The following is a 25,473-nucleotide window of genomic DNA, read 5'->3' on the forward strand; positions in this document are numbered from 1 at the left end:
GGCGCCGTTCCTCCGGCCGGAACGCCGTCCCGACGCGCCCGGTCGATCAGGCGCAGGTGTCGGCAAGGGCGCCTGCGCCTTCGATCTCGATGCGCACCTCGGTGCCGGACCGCAGGAAGAGTCCCTGCCTGTGGCCGACGCCGACCGGGGCTTCGGTGCTGATCACGTCACCGGGTTCACGGGGCGTCTGCCGGGACAGATGGAAGACGAGCGCGGGAACAGACGGGATGAGTGGTGTGTGCGTCCTGGCGCAGCTCGCCATCGACCCTGGTGCGCAGGCGCAGGTCTTCGGGGTCGGTGAATTCGTCGAGCGTGACCGGAATCTCGCCTGTTCGAGGTCGTGGTGACAGCCGGCAACCGGAGCCAGGCAGTGGCTCCCGACATCGCCTTGACCAGCAGGAGTCACCATAACGTTCCCAGTCTCTTGAACCCGAGATGAGCGTAGCACCGCACACGATCGGTCAGAAGTCTTGTATTTTTCCAGCTCTTCCGTACAACGGCATGCACGCGCAACTCTGACCCGCGTTCAAGAGTTGGGGCCAAAGGTGGTCCCACCCACCGATCACCCGAAGCACCGAGGGCTACCTGACCCGCGCCCCCGAGGAACACCGCGAACTCGTCACCGTCCTGCGTGCCCGTGACACCGAGACCGCCTTCAGTCTCTTCGCCGACCACCGTCGCCACGCCGTCGACGCGGTCACTGCGAGCCCTGTGTCGGCGTGCGCGTGATGGCCGCAGGCGACGCAGTGCCGTGGGGGTCGGATCCCCTTCGCGGTGTGTCAGCATGCGGGGCGGGCGCGGGAGGTATGACAGGGCGGCAGCCGTCCCCCGTCCTTCGGGAAGTCCACCATGCAGAACCAGCTCACTCCGCGAAACGCGGGCGATCATGGTTCTCCACAGGGCGCCAAGAACAGAAGGAAGACCATGGCAAGCATCACCGGCAGGACCGTCCTGATCGTCGGCGCCTCCTCAGGGATCGGTGCGGAGGTCGCGCGCGGGCTCGGCCATGGTGGCAACCGTCTGGTCGTCACCGCACGACGGGCCCCCGAACTGGCAGCCCTGGCCAAGGATGTACGGGCGGCCGGCAGTGCCTGCCTGGACATCCCCGCCGACGCCCTGGACCGGCAGGCGGCCGCCGACGTGGTGGCGACCGCCGTCGCCGAGTACGGCTCGATCGACGTCGCCCTGCTCAACGCCGGCCAGGGACCGGACATGTCGATGGACGAGGTCACCGTGGCAGACGTGTCACGGATCATGGCACTGAACTACGACGTCGTCGTCAACTACCTCATCCCGCTGATCGCGCAGATGGGAGACCAGCCGCACGGCGGCCTGATCGCACACACCAACTCCCTCGCAGGGCTCATGGGCACCCCCCGCCAAGGCCCCTACTCCGCCGCAAAGGCGGCCGCACGCACGCTCATCGACGCCGCGCGCGTCGAACTGGCGCCCAAGGGCATCAGGTTCACCAGCATCCACCCCGGCTTCGTGATGACCGACCGGGTCAGCGCCGACAGCCTGCCCAAACCCTTCCAGGTCAGCACGGAGCGCGCGGCCCGCCATGTCATACGTGCGCTGGAGAGGGAACCGGCGCAGGCGTACTTCCCGTGGCCGACAACCGCCTTGGTTCGCACCCTGAGCGTCCTGCCCACCGCGGTCTCCTCAGCGGTCCTCCGGCGCCTGGCCTCCAGATAGCGCAGCCGGCGTAGGCCTGGCGGGGGCATCCCACAGTCCCGGCCCTCCTCACCAGAGGGGGCCTCATGACGCTCGACCGCTCTCCGTGCGGCTCCCCTACCCGGTCGGCGCTCCTTTCCATGTGGCCTGTCCGAAGCGGAAGTTCTTACGAGAGGCTGACGCGGGACCGAAACACCCTCATCCCACCCGCCCCACGGGCAACGCTGGCTCTGCACGTCACCGACCAGAGGTGACGGCGAGGTAGCGAGGAGTCAGACGTGAGCAGGCATACCAAGCGCAGGTCGAAGTCTCAGGTCCGGATGGCCATCGCCGGGGCCGGGATCCTCGCGTCGGCGGCGGTCGCCACCACCATGACCATCGCCTCTGCAGACGAGGTCCCCCGCACGCACGAAGGCGCGACGACGAAGAGCGCCAAGGCGGGAGCCGACCACGCCGTCTTCGTCCAGGGCAACGAGCTCGCCGGAAACACCATCCACGTCTTCAAGCGCGGCGAGGACGGAAAGCTGACCGCCTCAGGCACCTACGCAACCGGCGGCAAGGGAGGGGACCAGGTCGACGCACCCACCGACTCCCTCGCCTCTCAGGGCTCACTCGTCTACGACCGCGGCTCGCATCTGCTGCTGGCGGTCAACGCGGGCAGCGGCACCGTGACCTCGTTCCGGGTCGAAGGGCAGAAACTGACGGACCGTCGGGTGGTGCGCTCGGGCGGGGACTTCCCCGCGTCCATCACGGTGGCCGGCGACCTCGCCTACGTCATGAACGCGGGAGGCGCGGGCAGCATCCAGGGCTTCAAGATCACAGCCAACGGGCTCAAGGCGCTGGGCGGTTCATATCGCTCGCTAGGGCTGAAGAACGACAAGGTGCCGCTGTTCACCAGCTCGCCGGGTCAGGTCGCGTTCACGCCGGGCGGCCGTGAGCTGGTCGTCACCACGAAGTCCGCCAACACCATCGAGGTGTTCCCGATGCGGCGCGACGGACGCCCCGCACACCGGGCGAAGGTCAATGACTCGGCCGGCGGCGTACCGTTCGCGATCACCTTCGACAAGGCGGGCCGGATGCTGGTCGCCGAAGCCGAGAAGTCAACGGTCAGTACGTACAAGGTGCTCGCCGACGGCGGCCTCAAGGTCGTCCAAAAGCCCCTGGCCAACGGTCAGAACACCCTGTGTTGGCTGGAGCGCGCCGGCGACTTCTTCTACGGCGGCAACACCGGCAACTCAACCGTCACCGGCTACCGCACCGACCGGCACGGCCGGCTGGCGCTCACCAACGAGGTCGGCATCGCCACCCCTCCGTCAGCCATGTCCCAGGGCGTCATCGACCTGGCGGTGACGCAGGACGAGAAATTCCTCTACGTGCAGAACGGGACCTCCGGCACCGTCGACGGCTTCCGCATCGGCAGGAACGGATCCCTCACCAAAGTCACCACAGCCACCGGACTGCCCCCCTTCGCCGAATCCGGCATGGAGGGCATAGCCGCGGTGTAGGAGCCGGCTGCTGCGGCCCGGTGCCCTGGAGATCTCTCTCCAGGGCGGGCCGACCCGTTCGGACGCGAAACCGCGATGCGCGAAGACAGTCACCGCTCCCGCGGTCAAGAAGTCAGGGGCCTGACGCGCCTGGCCGACCGGAACACCCGCTGGAACCGGACCGGTGAGCCCGGTCAGGGCACTTCACCAACGCACTGGTGGACCGGGGCCCGATCGCCAAGTCCACGTATCTCTCCGGCATGAGGCAGACGCGAAGGTCTTCCACGGCCGCGGGCAAGTAGACCCCAACTACCTTTCCTTCACGGTGGGTTGAACCGCCTATGGGCGTCATGACACTGCCCGAGCGGCCAGTCCATCGGCCGCTAGGTGTCCTCCAGTACACGCATTCCTCGGGTCGGGCCGGCCCACGCCACCCGACTACGTTCGACGGCTCACCCCGTCACGGGCGAAGGCCCGCTGCCGCCCCGCACGACAGGCTCGGTGCCGGCCTCGACCGCGCATGCAGTCAGCAGCAGCTCGAACCAGTCCGCATACTCCTTCGGAACCGGCCACCGCGACATCACCGGTGCATAGTTCCTCGGCGAACACAGTGAAGATCAACGCTTCGAAGTGTGGCGCCTGACGCACGAAGTCGCCGACTGACAACGCCCGGAGCAGCTCATATTGCTCCGGGCGGCGGGTGGGGCCCGCACGCCGACGGAGTTCCCACACCGAACGCGTAGTCGAACTTGTTCGACATTCACGCGGTCTTGGCTTTCTTGTCTACCGCGGCGACCCCATTGATGCCGCAGCGAGCGCCGGTCGGCCTGCTGGCGGGGCCGACGAATGTGCGCGGCCCAACGACGGTGACGCGGTATCCCTTGCCCGGCCGACAGCCCGGTCGTCAGGCAGAACCGCCGCAGCTGGTTACGAGTGTTGTGCGTATTCACCGACTCAACGGGTTGAAACAGGAAAGTGTCACGCGTAGACATGAACCAGCAACTCTGGCGTATCACCAACGGGATCGTTCAATAGTCGACGCATCACTCGGATTACCCAGCCGCGAGTGACCGGCAATCAGCGCATACGACCGAGGTGACGAATTCAAGCATGGCCGAACACCAAGTTTCGGCAGAATCCTTGACGGTCCCTCGGCACCTTCCTACGCTCCGTGGGAGCGTTCCCATGCTCGTCCGAGTGAATGATCACCTTCCGGTCCTCAGGAACACCGGTCCGCTCGGCACCCCCCACGCATCGGAGGCCATCGTGACCGACGCACGCCTCGGCATCGCACCACCACCGCAAAGAGCAACGCTCCGGATTCCCGAGGATGACTGCTCGGCTGCATCACCACCGTCGCACTGACCGTCACACGTCACCACGCGGCTACGCGACACCCAAGTACCGCGCCGGCCCGGCAGAACACCGCCGACACCCCACCGCACCCTGGGTGTTGCCTTGGGGAACAACAAGTCCACTTCGCCTCGCCCTGGCGTCTGCACCGCCTGACCCCCCACACCTGACCGGTGATGGGCACGAACCAGGCGCGCCGACGCGGACAGCCACGTCGGCGGCGAGGCGGGCGGTCACCTCTCTCAGAGCCCTCACGCAGGAAGGGACTGACATGCGCAGCACCCCGCCCTTACCGTTCTTCCGGATCCTTCTGACCCTGCTTCTGCTCGCCCTCGGCGTGACCCTCGCGCCCGCGGTCGCCGCAGCCCCCGCGGTCGCTCCCGTACGCATCATGCCGCTGGGTGACTCGATCACCGGGTCGCCCGGCTGCTGGCGGGCGGTGCTGTGGAACCGACTGCGCAGTGCCGGTCACTCGAACATCGATTTCGTCGGCACCCTCAACCAGCAGGGCTGCCCTCAGGCGTTCGACGGCGACAACGAAGGTCACGGCGGTGAGCTCGTGACCACCGTGGCGAACCAGAACCTGCTCCCCGCCCGGCTCTCGGCCACCCGTCCCGACATCGTTGCCATGCACTTCGGCACGAACGACGTCTGGAGCAGCATCGCGCCCGACCGCATCCTCAGCGCCTACACCAAGCTGGTGACCCAGATGCGGGCGTCGAACCCGAACATGAAGATCCTCGTCGCACAGATCATCCCGATGAACCCCACCAACTGCACCGGCTGTGCCCAGCGAGTGGTCGACCTGAATGCGAGGATCCCCGCCTGGGTCCGGGCGACGAGCACCAGCCGCTCCCCGGTGACCGTGGTCGACCAGTGGACTGGATTCAGCACCTCGGGTGACACCTACGACGGAGTGCACCCGTCCGCCTCCGGCAACACGAAGATCGCCGCCCGCTGGTATCCCACCCTCGCCGCTCTCCTGTGAAAGGTGCGTCGAGCGTCCCGGACAACGGTGCCCCCGCCTCCCCGGCCGCCCTCGGGGCCCTCGCCCTCCGAAAGGAGGCCATCAGGCGAAAGGACGAGGGACAGCAGGTCTGCGTCACACGTCACGGCCGGCGCCCGCACCGTCGCCGTCACCCTCGCCATCGCTGTCAACCGCACGGCAGGAGCCACCGCCTCCTGAGCACTCGGTCCTTCCCGTCTTGGAGCCGCCACCATGAGATTCCGCACGCGAACCACCTCACGACCGGCCGCCGTCCTGGCGGCTCTCCTGGGTCTCCTCGTCCCCCTGCTCGGCCTCGCCACCCCGGCCCAGGCCGCGCCCACCGGCTTCCGCGTGCAGAACGGCAGACTGCTGGAAGCCTCGGGCAACGACTTCGTGATGCGGGGCGTCAACCACGCCCACACCTGGTATCCGAACCAGATCAGCTCCCTCTCCCACATCAAGGCCAAGGGCGCCAACACCGTCCGCGTCGTCCTCGCCAGCGGTGACCGCTGGACACGCAACAACGCCGCCGACGTGGCCAACGTCGTCGCCCAGTGCAAGCAGAACCGGCTCATCTGCGTCCTGGAAGTCCACGACACCACGGGCTACGGCGACCAGAGCGGCGCGACCACCCTCTCCCGCGCCGCCGACTACTGGATCAGCATCAAGAGCGCCCTCACCGGCCAGGAGAAGTACGTCATCGTCAACATCGGCAACGAGCCGTACGGGAACAGCAACTACATCAGATGGACGGCCGACACCAAGGCCGCCGTCCAGAAGCTGCGCAGCGCCGGGTTCAACCACACGCTGATGGTGGACGCGCCCAACTGGGGCCAGGACTGGGCGTTCACGATGCGCGACAACGCCGCGTCGGTGTTCGCCGCCGACCCGGACCGCAACACGGTGTTCTCGGTCCACATGTACGGGGTCTTCAACACGGCCGCGAAGGTCAACGACTACCTGAACCGTTTCGTGGCCGCGAAACTCCCCGTCGTGGTCGGGGAGTTCGGCCACATCCACTCCGACGGCGATCCCGACGAGGACGCCATCCTGGCCGCCGCCCAGCGGCTTCGCCTCGGCTACCTGGGCTGGTCGTGGAGCGGCAACAGCAGTGATGTGCAGTACCTGGACCTGGTCACCGGGTTCGACCCCAACCAGCTCACCAGTTGGGGCCGGCGTCTCATCAACGGAACGAACGGCATAGCCGCCACCTCGAAGGAGGCCGCGGTCTACTCCGCGGGCGCCACGGGCACCGCTCCCCCGGCCCTTCCCCAGCTCCACCGCTGACGCCACTCGACCCATACCTGTCATGCACGTGCCATATGTAAACCATCCGACCAGTTCAGCGCGCTCCCCGTCACCACGGCCAAGGCATGGAGGAACAGGACGATGCACTGGAGCATCACCGATGTCCCGGCGTCCGGCGACGCCACCACCCTCCTCACGAGATCCGGCAGGAGGAGCAGGACGGTCACGTTGAAGGCGGCCGTGGTCGCGGCCGTGACCGGTCTGATCGCCGCACTGGTGGCGATCCAGCCGGCGTCGGCGCGACCGTCGTCGGCCGCGGCCAACCCGTACGAGCGGGGCCCGGCTCCCACGGTGAGCAGTGTCGCGGCCCAGCGGGGCACGTTCGCGACCGCGGAGGTGACCGTGCCAGCCGGCAACGGCTTCAACGGCGGGAAGATCTACTACCCGACGGACACCTCGCTGGGTACGTGGGGCGCGGTCGCGGCCGTGCCCGGCTATACCGCCCGGTGGGCTGCCGAAGGCGCGTGGATGGGGCCGTGGCTCGCGTCCTTCGGGTTCGTCGTCATCGGCATCGACACCAACAGCCCCAACGACTACGACACCGCCCGCGGCACCCAGCTGCTCGCCGCACTGGACTACCTCACCCGGAACAGCCCGGTGCGCGACCGGGTCGACCCCAACCGGCTGGGCGTGCTCGGCCATTCCATGGGCGGTGGCGGCGCCATCAGCGCAGCCGAACGCCGGCCGTCGCTGAAGGCAGCCCTGCCGCTCGCGCCCTTCTCGCCCTCACAGAATCTGTCCAGCCTGCGCGTACCCACGATGATCATGGGCGCACGGGACGACGGCACGGTCACCCCCTCCTACCTGGGCGGGCTCTACGGCGGCATGCCGGCCACCACGCAGAGCGCGTACATCGAGCTCACCAGCGGCGGCCACGCCTTCCCCACCTGGGGGAACTCTGATGTGACGCGCCGTACGATCCCCTGGCTCAAGATCTTCCTCGACAACGACACCCGCTACACCCAGTTCCTTTGCCCGTCGCTGGCGGACAGCAGCGGGATCTCACGGTCTCAGACCAAGTGCCCCTACGTGCCGCCCGGCGGCACGACCACTCCGCCCGGTGGCGGGCAGATCGTCGGCTCCGGCTCCGGGCGCTGTCTGGACGTACCGAACGCGTCGCAGAGCAACGGCACCCAGGTCCAGCTGTGGGACTGCTCGGGCAACGTCAACCAGAAGTGGGCGCACACCGGCGCCGGGGAACTGCGCGTGTACGGCAGCAAGTGCCTGGACGCCCAGGCGTCGGGGACCTCCCCCGGCACACGGGTCATCGTCTGGGACTGTCAGCACGGCCAGAACCAGCGCTGGAACGTCAACGCCAACGGCACCATCACCAGCGTCCCGTCCGGCCTGTGCCTGGACACGAACGGCTCCGGAAACGGGGCCCAGAGCGTCCTGGTGACCTGCAACGGCACGTCCACCCAGCGCTGGATCCTTCAATGACGAGGACTGAACCCGGCTTCCGAGGCATCGAACCGACGCCGTAGCCCTTCGGCACCAACACCCGGTTCGACCTGCCGGTCAGCGCGGACCACAGCACGATCGGGGACGCCATCGGCCCTCCGCGCACATCGGGATCGGGCCCACGCTCGACGCCCTCGGACACACACGACCGATCGAGGAGAACCCATGCTCAGACTCATCCGCACGGTCCTGTCCGCGGCCCTGGTCGCCGCCGCGGTACCTCTCGCCCTCATACCCGCTCCCCAGGCCCTGGCACTCGACAACGGCCTTGCCCGTACCCCTCAGTTGGGCTGGAACGACTGGAACAGCTTCGGCTGCAACGTGAGTGACCGTCTGATTCGGGAGACCGCCGACGCGATGGTCTCCAGCGGTATGGCCGCGGCCGGCTACCAGTACGTCAACATCGACGACTGCTGGTCGACACGGAACCGTGACGTCAACGGCAACCTGGTCCCGGACCCCGCCAAGTTCCCCAGCGGCATGAAGGCAGTCGCCGACTACGTGCACGGCAAGGGACTCAAGCTCGGCATCTACTCGTCGGCCGGCCTGACCACCTGCGCCGGTTACCCCGCCAGCCTCGGCAACGAGCAGCGGGACGCCAACCTGTGGGCGTCCTGGGGCATCGACTATCTCAAGTACGACAACTGTGGTGACCACCAGGGCCGCAGCGGCCAGGACCGCTACACCGCCATGCGCGACGCGCTCGCCAGGACAGGCCGCCCCATCCTGTTCGCCCTCTGCAACTGGGGCAACGACCAGGTCGGCACCTGGGGCCCCGCCACCGGCAACTCCTGGCGCAACACCGGCGACATCCAGGCCAACTGGAACTCCGTGATGGGCATCCTGGACGCCCAGCCCGGCTGGGCCGGCTACTCCCGCCCCGGTGCCTGGAACGACCCGGACATGCTGGAAGTGGGCAACGGCCTGTCCGACACCGAGTCCCGAGCCCACTTCAGTCTCTGGGCGTTGCTGAACGCCCCTCTGATCGCGGGCAACGACCTGCGCACCATGAGCGCCGCCACCCGGTCGATCCTGACCAACACCGAGGTCATCGGGGTCAACCAGGACTGGGGCGGCCGACAGGGCAACCGCATCGTCGACAACGGCAACACCGAGGTGTGGACCAAGCCGATGGCCAACGGCTCGGTCGCGGTGGTCCTCCTCAACCGCGGCAGCGGCACGGCCACCGTCTCCACGTCCGCCACCCAGATCGGCCTCGGCTCGGCCTCCGGTTACTCGGTACGCGACCTGTGGGCGCACACCACCAGCACGACCAGCGGCTCCATCAGCGCCTCCGTCCCCGCCCACGGCGCCGCGATGTACGTGGTCTCCGGCGGCGGGACGCCGCCCGGCAGCAGCACCTACGCACTGAAGGGCCAGAGCTCAGGCCGCTGTCTGGACATCACCGGCGCCTCCCAGTCCAACGGGACCCTCGCTGAGATCTGGGACTGCAACGGCCAGACCAACCAGCGGTTCACCAGCACCAGTGCGGGCGAGCTGCGGGTCTACGGCGGCGCCAAGTGCCTGGATGTGGTCGGCGCCGCCACCGCCAACGGCACCGCCGTGAACATCTGGGACTGCAACGGCCAGTCCAACCAGCAGTTCCGCCTCAATGCCGACGGCACCATCACGGCCGTCCACTCCGGTAAGTGCCTCGACGTCGTCGGCGGTGCGACCGCCAACGGCACCAAGGTCCAGATCTGGGACTGCGGCGCCGCAGCCAACCAGAAGTGGACCCGCGTCTGACCGATCCCTGGTGACCGACGCCCGCCGTGTTCACCGAAGGCTGCGAGGAGCGGTGATCCGTGCGCGAAGCCGCCCCGGCGGCGGAAGGATCTGCATCCTTGCCTCAGGTGCGGTGCCGGACAGCTGCTGCGCCTTCGCGCACAGGCCCGGGCGGTTCCAGGACCGCCCGGGCCGGCTTCTCCGGTCGCTGTCGGCGTCAGCCGGTGATCTCGACTTTGCCGTTGGCCTGGGTGGGTGCCGTCGTCGCGGCCTGTGCACCGCCGCCCCGGCCGGTGATGCCCTTCAGCAGCTCGGTGATGTCGACTCCGGTGGTGGAACCGAGGAGTTCGAGGCCCTGGGCGACGTTGTCGGCGACCGTGCGCGGGAGTTGGCCGGCTCCGTCGGTGGAGATCACCGTCATCTTGTCGATCGCGCTGAGCGGCTCGGACGCCTTGGCGACGACCTGAGGCAGCACCTCCACCAGCATCTGCAGTACGGCGGCGTCGCCGTACTGGGCGAAGGCGTCGGCCTTCTTCCGCATGGCCTCGGCCTCGGCGGACCCCTTGGCACCTATGGCGGCGGCGTCCGCCTCGCCTTCGATGCGTACGGCGTCGGCGAGCGCGGCGCGCTGCGCCTTCTCACCCTCACCGGTCAGCCTCGCCCGCTGGGCGGTCGCCTCGGCCTCCTTGACCAGCGCGATCCGACGGGCCTCGGCCTCCTGCTCGGCCTGGTAGCGAGCGGCGTCGGCGGGCTTGCGCACCTTGGTGTCCAGTTCGCGGTCGGTCAGCGCAGCCTGCCGGGTGGCGACCTTCTCCTGCTCCGCGAGCACCTCCTGCTGCCGAGCGGCCTCGGCCAGCGGGCCTGCGGCCGCGGCGCGGGCGCCGGCCTCGTCGGTCTCGGCCTTGATCTCGGCCTGCTTCAGCGCGAAGGTCCGCTGGGCGATCGCGATCTCCTCCTCGGCCTTCAGCCGGGCCTGCTCGGCGGCGCGGCGGGCGACGGCCTCGGCGATGTCGGCCTCCTGCTTGGCGCGGGCCGCCTCGGGGCGGCCGAGGTCCTCAAGGTAGGAGCCCTCGGTGGTGATGTCCTGGATCTGGAAGGCGTCGAGGACGAGGCCCTGCCCGGAGAGACTGGCCTCGGCCTCCTCGGCGACCTGCCCGGCGAACACGGCGCGGTCGCGGATGATGTCCTCCACGGACATCCGGCCGACAATGGCCCGCAGTGCGCCGGAGAGCACTTCCTGGGTGAAGCCGACGATGCCGTTCTGCTGCATCAGGAACCGCTGCGCGGCGGCGCGGATCGACTCCTCGGTGCCGCCCACCTTGACGATGGCGACACCCTCCAGGTGTGCCTTGACGCCCCGCAGGGTGACGGCGCCGCGCACGGCGACCGGGATGTGCCGGGACGACAGGTCGAGGGTGAACTTCTGCTGCACGAAGGGCACGACGAACACCCCGCCGCCGACCACGACCTTCTGCCCGCTGTTGTCGGTGAACACCCGGCCGGTCTCGGGGTCGGTGGCCTGCTTGCCGCGCCGGCCGGTGACGATGAACGCCTCGCTCGGACCCGCCACCTTGTATCGGGTGACGACGACAAGGCCGAGCAGAACCAGGAGTACGACCACTCCTATGACGGCGAAGACGACTGGACTCATGACGTTTCTCCCCTCAGCCCTCCCAGGGGACGGCAGATCGATACGAGTACATGGGGGTGACGGAGCACCGGTGTTCGGCGCCCATGGTGTGGGGTGCGCGGCGGGTCAGCGATCGATGGGGCGTACGGAGACCGCTGTCTGCGACAGCGACTCCTCCACCCAGATCTCGGCGCCTCGCGCCACCGGGGTCGGACTCTTCGCCGCGAGCTTCACCGGCTGCCCGGCCCGGTGCACCAGTACCTCGCCGTAGCCGCCGGCCGGAATGGCCGTGACCACGCTGCCCGCGGCGCCGATCAGGTCGTCGTCGCGCGGGGCGGCACCGGACCCGTCGCTCAGCAAGGCGCGGCCAAGCCGGTAGGCGAGCCAGCCCGTGGCGGCTCCGGCGGGCACTCCGATCGCGGTGGCCCCGATCGCGCCGAGCCCGGTGGATCCCATGACGATCGCGCCGGAGAAGCCGAGCATGGACACGAACCCGGCGACGACCGGAAGCGACAGCCAGCCGTCGAAGAGACCGTCGAGCGCGTCGACGCCGTCGAAGAGGCCCTCAAGGACACCGTCGAAGAGGAGGGAGAGCACGAGGACGACGACTCCTGCGATACCGAGACCCAGAAACCAGGTCATCCGCGTCCACCGCCTCTCCCCCACTGTCACCGCGCCGGTGAGGTGAACACTCACACGGGGCCCGGAGGAAAACACTGCCTGGTTCCGGCAATGTCCATGCCCCGTTGATGCCGGTCTCCGCACCGCCCGGCCGGAGTACGGCGAACGCCGGGCGCGGCAGCGCTTGCGCTCCGGCATGTCGACAGCGACGTCCCAGCCGATGAACCGGGCGTTCTTCACTCGCGGCGCGGCCCAGCCGCGAGTTCCTCTCCGGAAGCGGAAGCCCCTACTGCGCGAGCCGTGGCAATCCCTTTCCTCCAGGAGGGGGCGGAAGTCAATGCGCCGCGTCGACCGTGAGCGAGTTCAGGCGGAGGAGGACGGCGGTGTTCTCACGCGGGAGCGAGACGGTGAGCCGCCCTGCGTCCGCGTCCCACTTCGTGGTGGCATCGGCTGTCACGGGGTGCAGGACCACGGGCTGAACGTCAACGCCGCGCAGATGGGGGATGGTGAGGATGCGGTCGGTGTCGGTGGATCCGTTCCGTTCGTGTCCGCCTGGCGTGGGTGCTTCGACGGTGCCCGGCTCCCTTCTCCAGACGGTGAGAAACGTGGCCCCTTGGCCTCGCAGTCCGTGGGCAATCCATGTGTCCTCCCAGGCGGGCAGCCCCAGAGGCCAGAACGGCCGCGCGCCGCCGAGCTCCGGCCGGAGTTCCTTGTAGACGGAGATCGCCGAGCGGACGAGGCCGAACTGCTCGTCGTTCATCAGGTTGAGGAACCCGGAGAGGTGGACACGGCCGAGCAGCGCCCCGGTGAGGGTGAAGGCGATCTCGTCGAGGGTGTGGTCCGGCTGGGGATAGGCCCAGACCGCGGCCTGCTCCGGCGTCGCGGCGGTGGCCGCCGCGGCGGCGATGGGCGGATAGCGCAGGAAGTCCTGCTGATCGCTGGTGGACTGCAGCTGAGCCACGGCCAACTGCGCGTAATCCATGCGCAGGCCCCCCGACCCGCAGTTCTCCAGGACGAGATGGGGGTGCCGGTCGAGGAGTGAGGCCAGCCAGTCGAGGTGGGCACGGTGGTGCCCGAGCAGGCCGGCGCCCGGGCTTTCGGAGCCATTCTCCGTCCCGGGGCCGATGTTGATGTTGTAGTCGAGCTTCAGGTAGCCGACGCCCCACTCGCCGACCAGCCGGTCCACGACCTCGTCGAGATGGGCGCGGGCGGCCGGGTGGCGCAGGTCCAGGTGGTGGCGTCCGTGCTCGGTGACGCGCAGGCCGCCGCGCTGGAAGAACGCCTCGGGCGGCAGCGTGCGGGCCAGGGGGCTGCGTACGCCGACGACTTCGGGTTCGAGCCAGAGTCCCGGGGTCATGCCGTGGGCTCTGATGGCGTCCAGGACCTCCAGCAGGCCGCCCGGGAAGCGGCGGGCGGCGGGCTCCCACGCGCCGACGGCGTCCCACCAGCCCTGGGCGTCGTCGTCGTACCAGCCCGCGTCGATCACGAACACCTCGGCACCGGCCGCACCGGCTGCCTCGATCAGCGGCAGGAGGCGTTCGGTGGTGGGGTCGCCCATCAGGGTGTTCATGTAGTCGTTGTAGATCACCGGCAGGGCGCGGTGGTCGGGATGGTCGCGGCGGATGCTCCGGCGGTAGTCGGTGAGTTCGCCGAAGGCCGCGTCCAGTCCGCCGCTCTGTGTGTGGACGAGGACGGCCGGGACGGTGTGGAACTCCTCGCCGGGGGCCAGGTTGTGGTGCCACTGGTGGTGGGCGTCGTCGGGGCCGAACAGTGCCACGTAGGCGGCGCCCTCGCGTTCACCGGTCTCGAAGCGCCAGCCCGCGCTGGACTCGATCTGCCACAGCCAGGCGCGGCCTCCGGTGTCGGTGAGGCCGGCCACGGGCAGGTGGCGGCCGGTGGACCAGCTTCCCTGCGAGTACCGCTCGAAGCACCCACGGCCTTCATGGCCGTGGGCGGACCGGCTCAGCGGGACGACCCGCTTGCGGAAAGCGTCCTGCCGCCAACGGCATTCGGCGAGCCAGTCGTTGTCCGCCCAGTGCAGGGTCAGGTCGTCGAGACCGCCGTCCGCATCGACGATGCCGCCGAGGGTCAGGGTGGTGACGCTCTCCAGCCGAAGGGTGGTGCCGCCCTCGTTGGCCAGGCGCACCCGGACCCGCAGGGAATGGCTGCCCCGGCGGGCCTCCAGGATGACGTCGGCGGTCAGGCCGGTCGCGGAGTCCGCCAGCCGGATCGTCGTACGCTCCTGGCCGTGGTCCTGGACCGTTTCATGGCTCACGTAGGTCAGGCGGTCACCGATGGCCGTCTCGATGAAGCGTTCTCCCGACCACATGCGTCCGTGGCCGGTGGCGGTGACCTCGACCAGGGGGACCAGGCCGGCCCAGTCCTGGCCGGGTCTGCCCAGTCTCACCGCGCCGGTGGCGTCCGTGACGGCGTGCAGGCCGAGTTCCGGATGCGACCAGAGCCGGGATCCCTCGGCAGCTTCGACGGCAGCGGTCAACGCGATTCCCCTTCCGGGATGGTTCGGTCCTGCGGTTGGTTCTCGTGGAGCTGATCTGCACATTCACACCCGGCGGTGAGGGCGGGCAACCCCGGCAGATGTTCCGGGGCGGTAATCCCCCGGTTACGGTCTCTTGACGCCCACGTTGTGACCGCTCACAATCCTCGCATGCATGTGACCGGTCACACAAGGTCGGACAGCCGCGCCGACCCCCCACAGGGGCAGCAGAAGGCTGCCAGTATCCGCGATGTCGCCCAGGCGGCCGGCGTTTCCTACCAGACCGTTTCGAGGGTCATCAACGGCCACCCGAACGTCCGGGACGAGACACGCAAGCGGGTGCAGGAAGCCATCGGCGCCCTGGGCTTCAGGCGCAACGCCACCGCGTTCGCGCTGGCCAGCGGCGTGACCCGGTCGGTCACGGTCCTCACGTCGAACACTGTTCTCTACGGCTACGCAGCCACCCTGCAGGGCTTGGAGGAGGCGTCCCGCGCCGTGGGCTACACGCTCGGTGTGCGCGTCCTGACCCCCGAGGACGATCTGGACCGCACGATCGCCTCGGCCGCCGACGCCGGTGGCGGGCTGGTGGTCATCGGCTTCGACCGGCTCGGCGCAGCGGCCCTTGAGCGGGTACCGGCCCACGTGCCTTGCGCGGCGGTGGTGGAAGCGCCGCCCCAGGGACAGTCACCGGGGCTTCCCGCCGTGTGGGCCGACGACCGTGAGGCGGCCCGTGCCGCCACCGAGCACCTCCTCGCGCTCGGACACGACACCGTCCACTACGTGGCGATTCCCACCTCGACCGGGACCCGGAGCTCGGTGGGACCGCGTGCCGAGGGCTGGCGCCAGGCACTGGAAGCGGCCGGTGTCGCCGCCCCCGAGCCGTCCGGCAAGGGGTGGGACTCCCAGGCCGGATACGAGGCCGGGGAGAAACTCGCCCGGGACCCGGACGTCACCGCGATCCTCTGCGGCAACGACGACCTGGCACTGGGTGTCCTTCGGGCCCTGCACCACGCGGGCCGGCGCGTTCCGCAGGACGTCAGCGTCATCGGATTCGACGACGCTCCGCACTCCGCGTTCGTCACACCGTCCCTCACCACGGTCCGCATGGACTTCCAGGGGCTGGGCCGCACCGCTTTCGGGCTGCTGCGCACCCAGCTCGACACCGAACAGCAGGAACCCGCGCCGGTGCCGGCCGAACCCGCCCTCATCCTTCGCGAGAGCGCGAGCTCCCGAGAGACATGAGCCGCACCGGCAGCTCACGCTCACCGTCTCCCCAGGTCACCACCCCGCAGCCCGCACCCGTCTTGGCAGAACCGCTCCGCCTCCTTCCCCTTACGACCAAGGATCCCGCCATGAGAAGAGCCCTCTCCGTCCTTGCCGCCGCCTGTCTGCTCGGGCTGACCGCCACCGCCTGCAGCGACAGCACCGCCGGCGGCACCGGCACCGCACCCGAGGGATCGGTCGACCCCACCGCGGACCTCAAGGGCGTCGAGCTCACCATGTGGACGGCCCAGAACAGCGTCGGACAGCCCAAGCAGGCCATCGAGGCGTTCGAGAAGGCCACCGGCGCCAAGATCAACACCGAGGTGATCCCCGACCCCTACGAGTCGAACGTCCCCACCAAGCTCGCCTCGGGCGTCAAGCCTGACCTGATGTTCTGGCAACCCACAGGCAGCACACTGCCGTTCATCCAGCCGCAGCAGAACCTGCTCCAACTCGACAAGGAGACCTGGGTCTCCACACTCGGCAAGACGGAGAAGAGCCTCGGCCAGGTCGACGGCCACCGCTACGCGGCGATCGTCACCAGCCCGGCGGTCCTGGGCGTCTACTACAACAAGGACGTCTTCGATAAGGCCGGCATCACCTCGATGCCCCAGAGCTACGACGACCTCCTCGCCACCGCCAAGAAGATCAAGTCCAAGACGGGCACGGCCCCGTTCTTCGAGGTCGGCGGCGACAAGTGGCCCCTGCAATGGCAGGTTCAGGTCCAGATGACGGACCTGCCGCAGACCTTCTGGGACAACCTGAACAAGAACAAGGACAGCTGGACCAACAAGGTCATCGTCGACGCCATCACCAAGTACAAGACGAAGGTCCTCGACGGCGGCCTGGCCCAGAAGAACTACAAGACGGCCACCTTCGTCGACCAGGGCAAGGCGATCATGGACGGCAGCGCCGCGATGGCCCTCAACGTCACCTCGCTCCAGGCCCAGATACAGGCCACCTCCAGCACCAAGGAGATGGACGAGAAACTGGGCTGGTTCCCCATCGCCAACAGCGCCGCCGGCGCCGAGTACTCCCCCGACCAGACCAACGGCGTCGTCGCCTTCAAGACCGGCGACACCAAGCGGCAGAACGCCGCCCGGCAGTTCCTCTCCTTCTGGCTCGGCCAGGACTACCCGGCCTACATCAAGGCGAACAAGCTCGTGTCGGTGCAACCGTCCGTCCCCAACCCCGACGGTCTGCCGCAGACCGCGATCGCCCAGGCCAAGGCGCTGTCCACCGCCACCGGCGTCTTCCAGGTCAAGGCCCTGACCGCACCCGACATCCACCTCGCCCTCGCCGACATGATCTACGGCAAGAAGACCCCGGGGCAGGTCGCCCAGGCCGCTCAGGACCAGTTCGAGCAGGTCCTCAAGGCGCGCGGCGTCTCCGGCTTCTGACCGGCGTCCCTTCGCCAGCCCCTTCCCCGGGCCGTCCGTCGGCGCACCCGGGGCCCGCAACCGGAGGTAGAAAGTGGTGGACACCGCCACCAGGGGCGTCATCGAGCCCACACGTGCGAAGGACCAGAGCGGCTCATCCCGTCGCGGGCGGCGCGAGCGCACTCGGAAGAAGGCCGACCAGCCGTGGTGGTTCGCGCTTCCCGCGCTCGCCGTGTTCGGCCTGTTCTTCCTGCTGCCGAACCTGCTGAACTTCGTCTACCCGTTCACCGACTGGTCGGCGTTCCACCCGCAGATCGGCTTCGTGGGTCTGGACAACTTCGAGACCATCCTCAACGACGGCTCGATGGCCCGCGACATCCGCATCACCCTGCAGTACGCGGTCCTGGTGGCCCTCTTCCAGAACGGCTTCGGTCTGGGCCTGGCCCTGCTGCTGGAACGGGACACCCGTTTCAACCGTTTCTTCCGCACCGTGTTCTTCCTGCCCGTGCTGATCTCCGCCCTGGCCGTCGGCTACATCTTCCGGGCCCTGCTCTCGCAGGACGGGGCGCTCAACAGCGTGCTGTCCTCCCTCGCCGGACACCAGGTCGACACCCCCTGGCTGGGGTCGACCACGTGGACCCTGGTCGTGGTGACCCTCATCCACGGCTGGAAGTGGATGGGCCTGGCGATGCTGATCTACCTGGCCGGTCTCAAGAGCATGCCCGGGGACGTACTGGAGGCCGCCCACATCGACGGGGCCGGCGCCTGGCGCACCTTCTGGTCGATCCGGTTCCCGCTGCTGGCGCCCGCGGTGACGTTCAACGTGACCACCGCTCTGATCGGTTCCATGAACACCTTCGACATCGTCCAGGCCACCACCACCGGCGGCCCCGGCAGCGAGACCGAAGTGTTCAACATCTACATGTTCCGCATCTTCGGCCAGGGCCTGTACGCCCAGGCGTCCGCGATGAGCCTGGTGCTCTTCCTCGTGGTCGTCGTCCTCGCCGTGCCCGTGATCGTCGGCCTGCGCCGGAGGGAGATCAACCAGTGAGCGCCGCCACCGCATTGACTCCCCTGCGCCGCCGCGCCCCGCGCTGGCTGCAGCCCACAGCCGTCCTGCTGGTCGCGGCCGTCACCATCGGCATCCCGCTCTGGCTCGTCGCGGTGACCTCCGTCAAGCCCCAGGCCGAGGCGATCAAACCCAACCTCTCCCTGCCGCACCAGCTGCAGGCCACCGAGAACTACCAGCAGACCTTCGACCAGGGCAAGGTCGTCCAGGGATTCGTCAACAGCCTGCTGGTCGTCGTCCCCTCCGTCGTCCTCGTCCTGCTACTGGGCGCCGGCGCCGCATGGGTCTTCGCCCGCCGAAAGGGACGCCTGGCCGGCACGCTGTACGCACTGAGCATCAGCGGCCTGCTGCTCCCGCCGGCCGTCATCACCATCGTCATGGAGCTCCGTCAGATCGGCCTGGCGGGCACCCAGCTCGGCATGATCGCGGTCTACACCGGGATGTACCTCTCCACGTCGATCTTCTTCATGACCGGCTTCATCCGAAACCTCCCGGAGGAACTGGAGGAGGCCGCGCGCATGGACGGCGCCGGCCCGGCCCGGGTCTTCTTCCAGGTGATCCTTCCGCTCCTGCGCCCGGTCATCGCCACCGCGACGATCATGGTGATGCTCTTCGCCTGGAGCGACGTCTTCTACGCCTTCTTCGTGCTGGGCGGCGGGGACAAGGCCACGCTCCCGCTCAACCTCTACCAGGTCGCCAACGCCCAGCTGTACCTCAACAACTGGCACCTCATCTTCGCCTACGTCGTGATGATGAGCCTGCCGATGGTGGCGGTCTTCGTCATCGCCCAGCGCCGGATCGTCGCCGGCATCACCAGCGGCGCCGTCAAGTAGCCGCTCACCAGCTCCGGGGCGTGACTCCCCGCGCGCGCCCCGGCCCTCACCTCCGGGTCACCCGGCCCACCCGGGTTCCCCGGGCCCACTCACGATCCTCCCGCAACGACGCGGGAGGCGGAGGACACACATGCCCCGAACCCCTCACCGATCACGCGGCACCGCGCGCCTCATGGGAGCGGTCGCCTTCACCGCCGCACTGATCGGCACGGCCGTGACCGTGCCGTCCGCCCAGGCCGCCACCCCACGGATCACCGTCGACCTGGGCCAGACCACCGGCGACGTGATGCACGGAGCCAACGGAACGCTGTACGGGCTCAGCGACGACGGCGTCCCCGGTGACGAGCTGGTCGCACCGCTGCACATGACCACCGTCATCCAGAAAGCTCCCGACGGCGCCCAGCACCCCAACGGGGACGCCCTCACCATCAAGAAGGGATACGACCGCAACGGCGGCGGCGAGGTCCACATCTACATGCAGGACATCTACGCCCAGTGGCCGTACGAGAACCTCGGCCTGAGCGACTACCTGACCAAGGTCGACACCATGGTCCGCAAGGTCGCCGCACGCCCCGACGCGGACGATTTCGTGTGGGTGCCGTTCAACGAACCCAACGGCATCTGGTATCCGGATCTGGGCAGTTCAGACAGTGCCAAGTACGCGAGCGCGCTGGCCACGTTCCAGAGCGACTGGACCACCGTCTACAAAAAAATCCGCTCCATCATCCCCGACGCCCGGATAGCCGGCCCCAACGAGACCCACTACGACCGCAAACTCATGGGCGACTTCTACCCATGGGCCAAGGCCAACAAGGTGCTCCCGGACATCACGACCTGGCACGAACTGGGCCCGGACTCCCTCAAGGACTTCGAGTCCCACCTCGCCGACTACCGCACCATCGAGAAAAACGCCGGGATCACCAAGCGGCCGGTCAGCATCAACGAGTACGGCAACCGGCGCGACCAGTCCGTGCCCGGACAAATGGTCCAGTGGATGTCGATGTTCGAGCGCAACAAGGTCTACGCCGACCAGGCGTACTGGAACATCGCCGGAAACCTCAACGACAACGCCGCCCAGACCAACATCCCCAACGGCACCTGGTGGCTGCTGCGCTGGTACGCGGGCCTGACCGGCAAGACCGTCAAACTGGACCCGCCACAGCCCAACACCATCGACACCGTCCAGGGCATCGCCTCACTGGACACCGGCCGCAAGCAGGCCCAAGTCCTGCTCGGCGGCACCTCCGGCACCGTGGACACCGTGATTCGCAACGTCCCCTCGCGCTTCGGCAAGAAGGTCAACGTCACCGTCGAGCGCATCGGCTGGAGCGGCTACGAGGGTGCCGCCGCGCCCAGCGTGGTGTCCCGCACCACGAGCAAGGTCGCCAGGAACGGCAGCGTCGACGTGCCACTGGCCGGCCTGGACGCCATGTCCGCCTACCGCGTCACCGTCAACCCGGCCGGCAGCGGCTCACCCACCGCGACGAGCCTGCCCTGGGCCACGTCGTACGAGGCGGAGAACGCCACGATCACCAGCGGCACGGTCTACTCCCAGGGCTCGGTGACCAACCCCTACGGCTTCGCCACCTCGGGCACCAAGGACGTCGGCAGCCTGAACCAGTCCGACAGCAAGGTCGCCTTCACCGTCGACGTCCCCAAGACCGGCACCTACGATCTGGACGTCTTCTACGGCAACCAGTCCGGCGGACCCGCCACCCAGACCCTCACGGTCGACGGCGGCTCGCCCCAGACCCTCACCTACGGGTCCACCCTCAACTGGACCTATCGCGCCACCGCGAGCACACCCGTGTCCCTGACCGCCGGCACACACACCCTGACCCTGGCCAAGGGCACGAACGAAGTCACCCTCGACAAGATCGACCTCACCACGTCCAGGACCCCTGACTCCGTCTACCCCGCGGCCTACGCCGACATCACCGGATCCCCGTCGTACGACTACAGCGCCTCCGGCATCAGCGGCGCCGGCGCCCTGGTCCTGGACCGCCGCGACAAGGCCGCGTTCGACGTCTACGCCCCGGCCGACGGCTACTACACCGTGCACGCCGACTACGCCGCCACCGGCGACGCCACCCTGAGTCTGGACGGCGCCCGCGCCGCCGTCCTCTCCTCCACCCGGGGCCGCGTGACCGACAAGGCCCTGCGGCTGTACCTGTCGGCGGGCAACAACCGCATCACCGCCGGCGTCCCGGGAGGCGGCAGCCTCACCCTGCGCGACCTGCGCGTCACCGGCGTGGTCAGCACCTCGGGGGCCAAGGCCTACGAGGCCGAGGACGCCACCCCCGCCGGGACCGCGTCGGTCTCCGGCAACTCCTGGGCCTCCGGCGACAAGTACGTCGGCCACATCGGCCTGGGTACCGGCAACACCCTCACCTTCAAGGTGAACGCCCCCTCGGCCGGGCGCTACGTGATGAACGTGCGCTACGCCAACAACGAGGTCGCCGGCTCAGGGAACTACAACACCAACGTCATCTCCCGGGCAGCGGACATCACCGTCAACGACACCTCCCAGACGGTCATGTTCCGCAACTCCTACAGCTGGTCCAACTTCTGGGCCCTGCCGGTCCCGGTGACCCTCAAGACCGGCGTCAACACCATCACCTTCGCCAACTCCACGGCATACGCACCCGACATCGACAAGGTGACCGTCGCGCCCTTGAACGACTGACGGCACCGCGCACAACAGCCCCTGCTCGAACCGGCGCCGCGGCTTCCGCCCAGGAAGCCGCGGCGCCAAGGCCCCTCACTGTTGCTCCCTGGCAGACCGACGGCTCCCGGCCTGGCGAACAGGGGGAGCCGTCCAGCGCGTTGCACACGTACTGCCGTCAGCGGGTCATGCGTGACGGCTCGAATGCCGGTTACCGGTGACGACGCGGTAGAGAGCGAGCAGGATGAAGGAGCCGACGATCGCGGCGATCCAGGTCGAGATGTCGAAGAACCCGTCGATGGAATCGACGCCGAAGATCACCTTGCCGAGCCAGCCACCGAGCAGACCGCCGACAATACCGATGAGCATGGTGACGATGATGCCGCCCGGGTCCTTGCCCGGCATCAGGGTCTTGGCGATGATGCCGGCGAGCAAGCCGATGACGATCCACGCGATGATACCCACGCTTTCCTCCGCTTCCTCGGATAAAGGCCTTGTCAGCTCATCGTGTACACCGAATACGCCCGACCAAACGCCCTCTCCGTACACCAGCCCCGTCACCCTTTCTTCGCGGTGGCCCCGCGCCGTGCCCACCCCGCGGCTGCAGGCATTGTGGTGGACGTACGGACCGGACGGCCACGCAGGCCACGTCCGTGGAACCGGTGGCCACACGGCGCTCCCGACCGGGTGCCGGGCTGGGCCGTCGTGGTGCCGGTTTCCCGAAAGACGCAGTGCTCAGCGACGCCGGTGTCCACGCTGGTCAGCGGGGAAGTACCGAGGTGCCGTCCTCACCGTCGGACGGCTTGGTGATGTCGTGCAGGATGCCGGCCGCGGTGCGGGCCTGCGTGGCGCGGCCTCGACATTCGGCCGCTTGTTGGGCTCGGTGATGCTGTTCGTGTTCGTGGACCAGGTCGTCCTCTGCTTTGCTCAGTGCCTCGGCCGCCGCTGCGGCCTGCTCACGAAGCCGCTCGGCCCTGGCCTGCAGGACCGTGAGTGACACCGGGCCCCGCGCCGCCATCTGCGCGGAGGAGACGTCCGTCTCCCGGTCGATGGTCTCCTGTTCCCGCAGGTCCGCCGCATCCGTCCGGCGCAGTGCCGCCTCGCCGCGGTCCAGACGCTCCTGGCCGGCCGCCAACCGACCCTGGGCCCGGTCGATCTGCTCGTACGAGCGCCTCCGCACGCTGGGAGCCGGAGCCCCCGCTGCACGACGCCGTGAGTCCAGGCGGCTCTCCTGAATGGCGAGCTGGTCCTGCCACGCGTCCACAACGGCTTCCCGCTCATCGGCAGTGGCGTCCCGTCTGTCGCCGGCGGCCTCCCGCTCATCGGCCGTGACCTCGCGGACGTCAGCGGCGCGGCCCCGTTCGTCGGCCGCCCGTTGCTGCTCTTCGACCTCTTGCCCGTGTGTCCGCGGGGGCCGTGTGGCGTCGCTTGTCGTGGACGGACCGTCCAGCGGGTCAGTGTCCATGTTCGCCGTGTGCCCCGATTCTGAGCTTTTCAGCCCTACCAGAGCGCTTCCGGTGCTGGCGGCACTTACCGCGGCGGCCAGCGGTAGTTGAGAACGGGCGTGGCCGGGTGCATCCGCAACCCTACGTCGAGCCGAAGCGGAGGTGACAGTGATGCCGACGCCTGCCGCGAACACGTCGGACACCGGAATCGGCCCCGCCTCGTTACGTACGCGTTTCGGCGTACCGCCGCGCTGGGGGGTCGGCTGAGGCCGGCCGGTCCCGGCACGCAGGTGTGCCGGCTGCTGGAGCTGACGGGGCTGGACTCCGCGGTCGAGGTGTTCGCCGATACGGCCGCTGCCCGCCGTGAGCCGGACCTCCGACATGGCTGTCCAGTATCCCGCCAGGGCGGGACGGGAAGGGGGCTACCGGGCGTGGGCAGTCGGACGCAGACCAATGCCGGACTCGCCGGCAGTGCTTGCCCGTACTGGAACGCCCGGCCCGGCAGCGTATCCTCGATCTTGATCCCGGCTTCCTCACCGCCTGCTTCGCCCGCGGCGTCCAGTCCGCGGCCGGTCAGCAGTTGCAGCGTCTCGCACTGCAGGTCCGCCAGATAGATCAGCGCCTGGGTAAAGCTCGCGAACGCCACGTGCTCGGCACTGCCGGAGCTGCCTCCTCCGTTTGGCCGCACCCCGGGCCGCCTCCAGGAGTTTTGAACATTCGATGATCTCCACCAGCCCTGAGTCCCGTGAAATCGGCAGGGAATCAGCCGTCGACAGCCTGGACGATGTCCTGCGGGTCCAAACCGGTGAGCTGCACGATGCGCGGCTCGGGAATTCCGGAGGTGAGCGCCCGATGGACCAGGGACTGCCAGTCCTGGGTGGTGTCCCGGAAGCAGAGCAACTCGGCCTCCATGTCCGTCACGGACTGGGGTGCACACGCGTGCTCCACCCGCAGGGTTTCTTCCTCGCTCAGAGGGACCGGCAGGCGCTCTGCATCCTCGGGGATGAGCACCTCGGCTCCGGACGGGACGATCCTGACGCACTCGGAGGAGACGGGGACGCCGTGGGCGTGCAGCCACCCCAGCACCGCAGGAGTCTCGGCACACTCCAACCCCCCGACAGCGGACAGGGCCGCGCCCAGACGCGGATGGCGCTCGGGGAGGACGAACAGCAAGGCATCATCGGCCATAGCTACGGCACCACTCTCTCGGAGAGACTTGGACACGAACGTGATGCCAATACCCGCCGGAGGCACTCCGACCCAAGGGAATCGCCAACTCACCCGCGTGGGTGTCCGGCTCGGTCTCACGTACGCCTGCCTCTCGCCAGGATTCCTCCCGAACACCCGCGGCTTCGGAATGGCCGAGATCCCGCACCTGGTCACTGGCTTGCTGCGAAGGCAAGGGGTGAGTGCCGTCCTGGCACTCTGACTCGGCGAAAGTGATCCCCTACGGCCAGCTCAACGGCAGGATGCTCTCGCGCAAGCGGACACTGGGATTGTAGAGACGTTCGGTGTAACTCCCGATCATGGAAGATGCATCGACGGTCAGTGAGAACGTGGCCGAGCAGGAGGCTGTCGTGTCGGCAGCGGCTGTGTCGGCGAAGGCCGTGGATGACCAGTTGATCGACGAACTGGTCGACCGGGCCCAGGCCAAGGACCTGCAGTTGGCCTGCGAGTGCGGACTGCTGCAGCAGGTGACCAAGGGACTGCTGGAGTCCGCTTCTGAGGGCGAGATCACCGATCATCTTGGCTATGACAAGCACGATCCGGCCGGCAAGGACGGCGGCAACTCCCGCAACGGCAAACGCTCCAAGAACGTTGTGCCCGATGTCGGGCCGGTGGAGACAACCGTGCCGCGTGACCGGGACGGCTCCTTCGAACCAAAGGTCGGCAGGAAACGGCAAGAACGCCTGCCCGGCCTCGCCGAGATGGTCATCTCGCTGGCCGCGAACGGGCTGCCCACCGGCGAGGTCCAGACCCACCTGGAGCACGTCGCGCCGTGGCTGATACCCACGACGACCGCGGTGATCTCGCCCTTTGGTGCTCCGTAAGAATTCCGGGCTCTGTGACGACCCTGTGTT

At 68.6% G+C, this 25,473-nt stretch carries 17 protein-coding genes and 2 pseudogenes; 12 read left to right on the forward strand and 7 right to left on the reverse strand.

Annotated elements, in window-relative coordinates; genetic code table 11:
• Positions 1-46: 46 nt before the first annotated feature.
• Positions 47-409 carry a fumarylacetoacetate hydrolase family protein gene (locus tag ACZ5VD_RS30710; RefSeq protein WP_468683963.1) on the reverse strand — a complete coding sequence of 121 codons (363 nt, stop codon included), beginning with the start codon at positions 407-409 and terminating at the stop codon, positions 47-49.
• Between the two features lie 515 nt (positions 410-924).
• Here ACZ5VD_RS30710 and ACZ5VD_RS30715 point away from each other — a divergent pair.
• From ACZ5VD_RS30715 to ACZ5VD_RS30740, 6 genes and pseudogenes are all read left to right on the forward strand, one after another.
• Complete coding sequence (locus tag ACZ5VD_RS30715; protein ID WP_468683964.1) at positions 925-1,695, forward strand: SDR family NAD(P)-dependent oxidoreductase; 771 nt, start codon at positions 925-927, stop codon at positions 1,693-1,695.
• Positions 1,696-1,952: 257 nt separating this feature from the next.
• On the forward strand, positions 1,953-3,179 hold the full coding sequence (locus ACZ5VD_RS30720; protein WP_468683965.1) for a lactonase family protein: 1,227 nt from the start codon (positions 1,953-1,955) through the stop codon (positions 3,177-3,179).
• A 1,603-nt stretch (positions 3,180-4,782) separates the two neighbouring features.
• Positions 4,783-5,496 (forward strand): annotated as a pseudogene (locus ACZ5VD_RS30725) (SGNH/GDSL hydrolase family protein); the annotation flags it as partial.
• A gap of 234 nt (positions 5,497-5,730) precedes the next feature.
• Positions 5,731-6,786 carry a glycoside hydrolase family 5 protein gene (locus tag ACZ5VD_RS30730; protein ID WP_468683967.1) on the forward strand — a complete coding sequence of 352 codons (1,056 nt, stop codon included), beginning with the start codon at positions 5,731-5,733 and terminating at the stop codon, positions 6,784-6,786.
• Positions 6,787-6,888: 102 nt separating this feature from the next.
• Positions 6,889-8,247 carry a poly(ethylene terephthalate) hydrolase family protein gene (locus tag ACZ5VD_RS30735; protein WP_468683968.1) on the forward strand — a complete coding sequence of 453 codons (1,359 nt, stop codon included), beginning with the start codon at positions 6,889-6,891 and terminating at the stop codon, positions 8,245-8,247.
• 186 nt (positions 8,248-8,433) lie between these two features.
• On the forward strand, positions 8,434-10,014 hold the full coding sequence (locus ACZ5VD_RS30740; protein ID WP_468683970.1) for an RICIN domain-containing protein: 1,581 nt from the start codon (positions 8,434-8,436) through the stop codon (positions 10,012-10,014).
• 196 nt (positions 10,015-10,210) lie between these two features.
• Here the strand turns inward: ACZ5VD_RS30740 and ACZ5VD_RS30745 are convergent, their stop codons facing one another.
• From ACZ5VD_RS30745 to ACZ5VD_RS30755, 3 genes are all read right to left on the reverse strand, one after another.
• The gene (locus tag ACZ5VD_RS30745; protein WP_468554060.1) at positions 10,211-11,644 is read right to left on the reverse strand and encodes a flotillin family protein; all 1,434 of its coding nucleotides are present in this window, start codon (positions 11,642-11,644) and stop codon (positions 10,211-10,213) included.
• 105 nt (positions 11,645-11,749) lie between these two features.
• Complete coding sequence (locus ACZ5VD_RS30750) at positions 11,750-12,265, reverse strand: hypothetical protein (protein ID WP_468683971.1); 516 nt, start codon at positions 12,263-12,265, stop codon at positions 11,750-11,752.
• 313 nt (positions 12,266-12,578) lie between these two features.
• Complete coding sequence (locus ACZ5VD_RS30755; protein WP_468683974.1) at positions 12,579-14,804, reverse strand: glycoside hydrolase family 36 protein; 2,226 nt, start codon at positions 14,802-14,804, stop codon at positions 12,579-12,581.
• Positions 14,805-14,909: 105 nt separating this feature from the next.
• Between ACZ5VD_RS30755 and ACZ5VD_RS30760 the strand changes: the two genes are divergently transcribed.
• The 5 genes from ACZ5VD_RS30760 to ACZ5VD_RS30780 all read left to right on the forward strand — a co-directional run bounded on the left by ACZ5VD_RS30760 (position 14,910) and on the right by ACZ5VD_RS30780 (position 21,968).
• On the forward strand, positions 14,910-15,980 hold the full coding sequence (locus tag ACZ5VD_RS30760; RefSeq protein WP_468554063.1) for a LacI family DNA-binding transcriptional regulator: 1,071 nt from the start codon (positions 14,910-14,912) through the stop codon (positions 15,978-15,980).
• A 110-nt stretch (positions 15,981-16,090) separates the two neighbouring features.
• On the forward strand, positions 16,091-17,401 hold the full coding sequence (locus ACZ5VD_RS30765) for an ABC transporter substrate-binding protein (protein WP_468683976.1): 1,311 nt from the start codon (positions 16,091-16,093) through the stop codon (positions 17,399-17,401).
• 73 nt (positions 17,402-17,474) lie between these two features.
• Positions 17,475-18,431 carry a carbohydrate ABC transporter permease gene (locus ACZ5VD_RS30770; protein WP_468554065.1) on the forward strand — a complete coding sequence of 319 codons (957 nt, stop codon included), beginning with the start codon at positions 17,475-17,477 and terminating at the stop codon, positions 18,429-18,431.
• Entirely contained in the window at positions 18,428-19,282 is an 855-nt protein-coding gene (locus ACZ5VD_RS30775; protein ID WP_468554066.1) for a carbohydrate ABC transporter permease, read from the forward strand. The genes ACZ5VD_RS30770 and ACZ5VD_RS30775 overlap by 4 nt, the downstream gene beginning before the upstream one ends.
• A 130-nt stretch (positions 19,283-19,412) precedes the next feature.
• Positions 19,413-21,968 carry a CBM35 domain-containing protein gene (locus ACZ5VD_RS30780; protein ID WP_468683978.1) on the forward strand — a complete coding sequence of 852 codons (2,556 nt, stop codon included), beginning with the start codon at positions 19,413-19,415 and terminating at the stop codon, positions 21,966-21,968.
• 165 nt (positions 21,969-22,133) lie between these two features.
• Here the strand turns inward: ACZ5VD_RS30780 and ACZ5VD_RS30785 are convergent, their stop codons facing one another.
• The 3 genes from ACZ5VD_RS30785 to ACZ5VD_RS30795 all read right to left on the reverse strand — a co-directional run bounded on the left by ACZ5VD_RS30785 (position 22,134) and on the right by ACZ5VD_RS30795 (position 24,580).
• The gene (locus ACZ5VD_RS30785; protein ID WP_468554068.1) at positions 22,134-22,412 is read right to left on the reverse strand and encodes a GlsB/YeaQ/YmgE family stress response membrane protein; all 279 of its coding nucleotides are present in this window, start codon (positions 22,410-22,412) and stop codon (positions 22,134-22,136) included.
• Between the two features lie 295 nt (positions 22,413-22,707).
• A complete protein-coding gene (locus ACZ5VD_RS30790; protein WP_468683979.1) occupies positions 22,708-23,412 on the reverse strand; it encodes a hypothetical protein in 705 nt (234 codons plus the stop codon).
• Between the two features lie 742 nt (positions 23,413-24,154).
• Positions 24,155-24,580, reverse strand: a complete 426-nt coding sequence (locus ACZ5VD_RS30795; protein WP_468554070.1) for a DUF6003 family protein — start codon at positions 24,578-24,580, stop codon at positions 24,155-24,157.
• Between the two features lie 338 nt (positions 24,581-24,918).
• Between ACZ5VD_RS30795 and ACZ5VD_RS30800 the strand changes: the two are divergent.
• Positions 24,919-25,386: pseudogene (locus ACZ5VD_RS30800) on the forward strand (transposase); the annotation flags it as partial.
• Between the last annotated feature and the right edge of the window lie 87 nt (positions 25,387-25,473).

Source organism: Streptomyces sp. NPDC032822 (genome assembly GCF_055578825.1).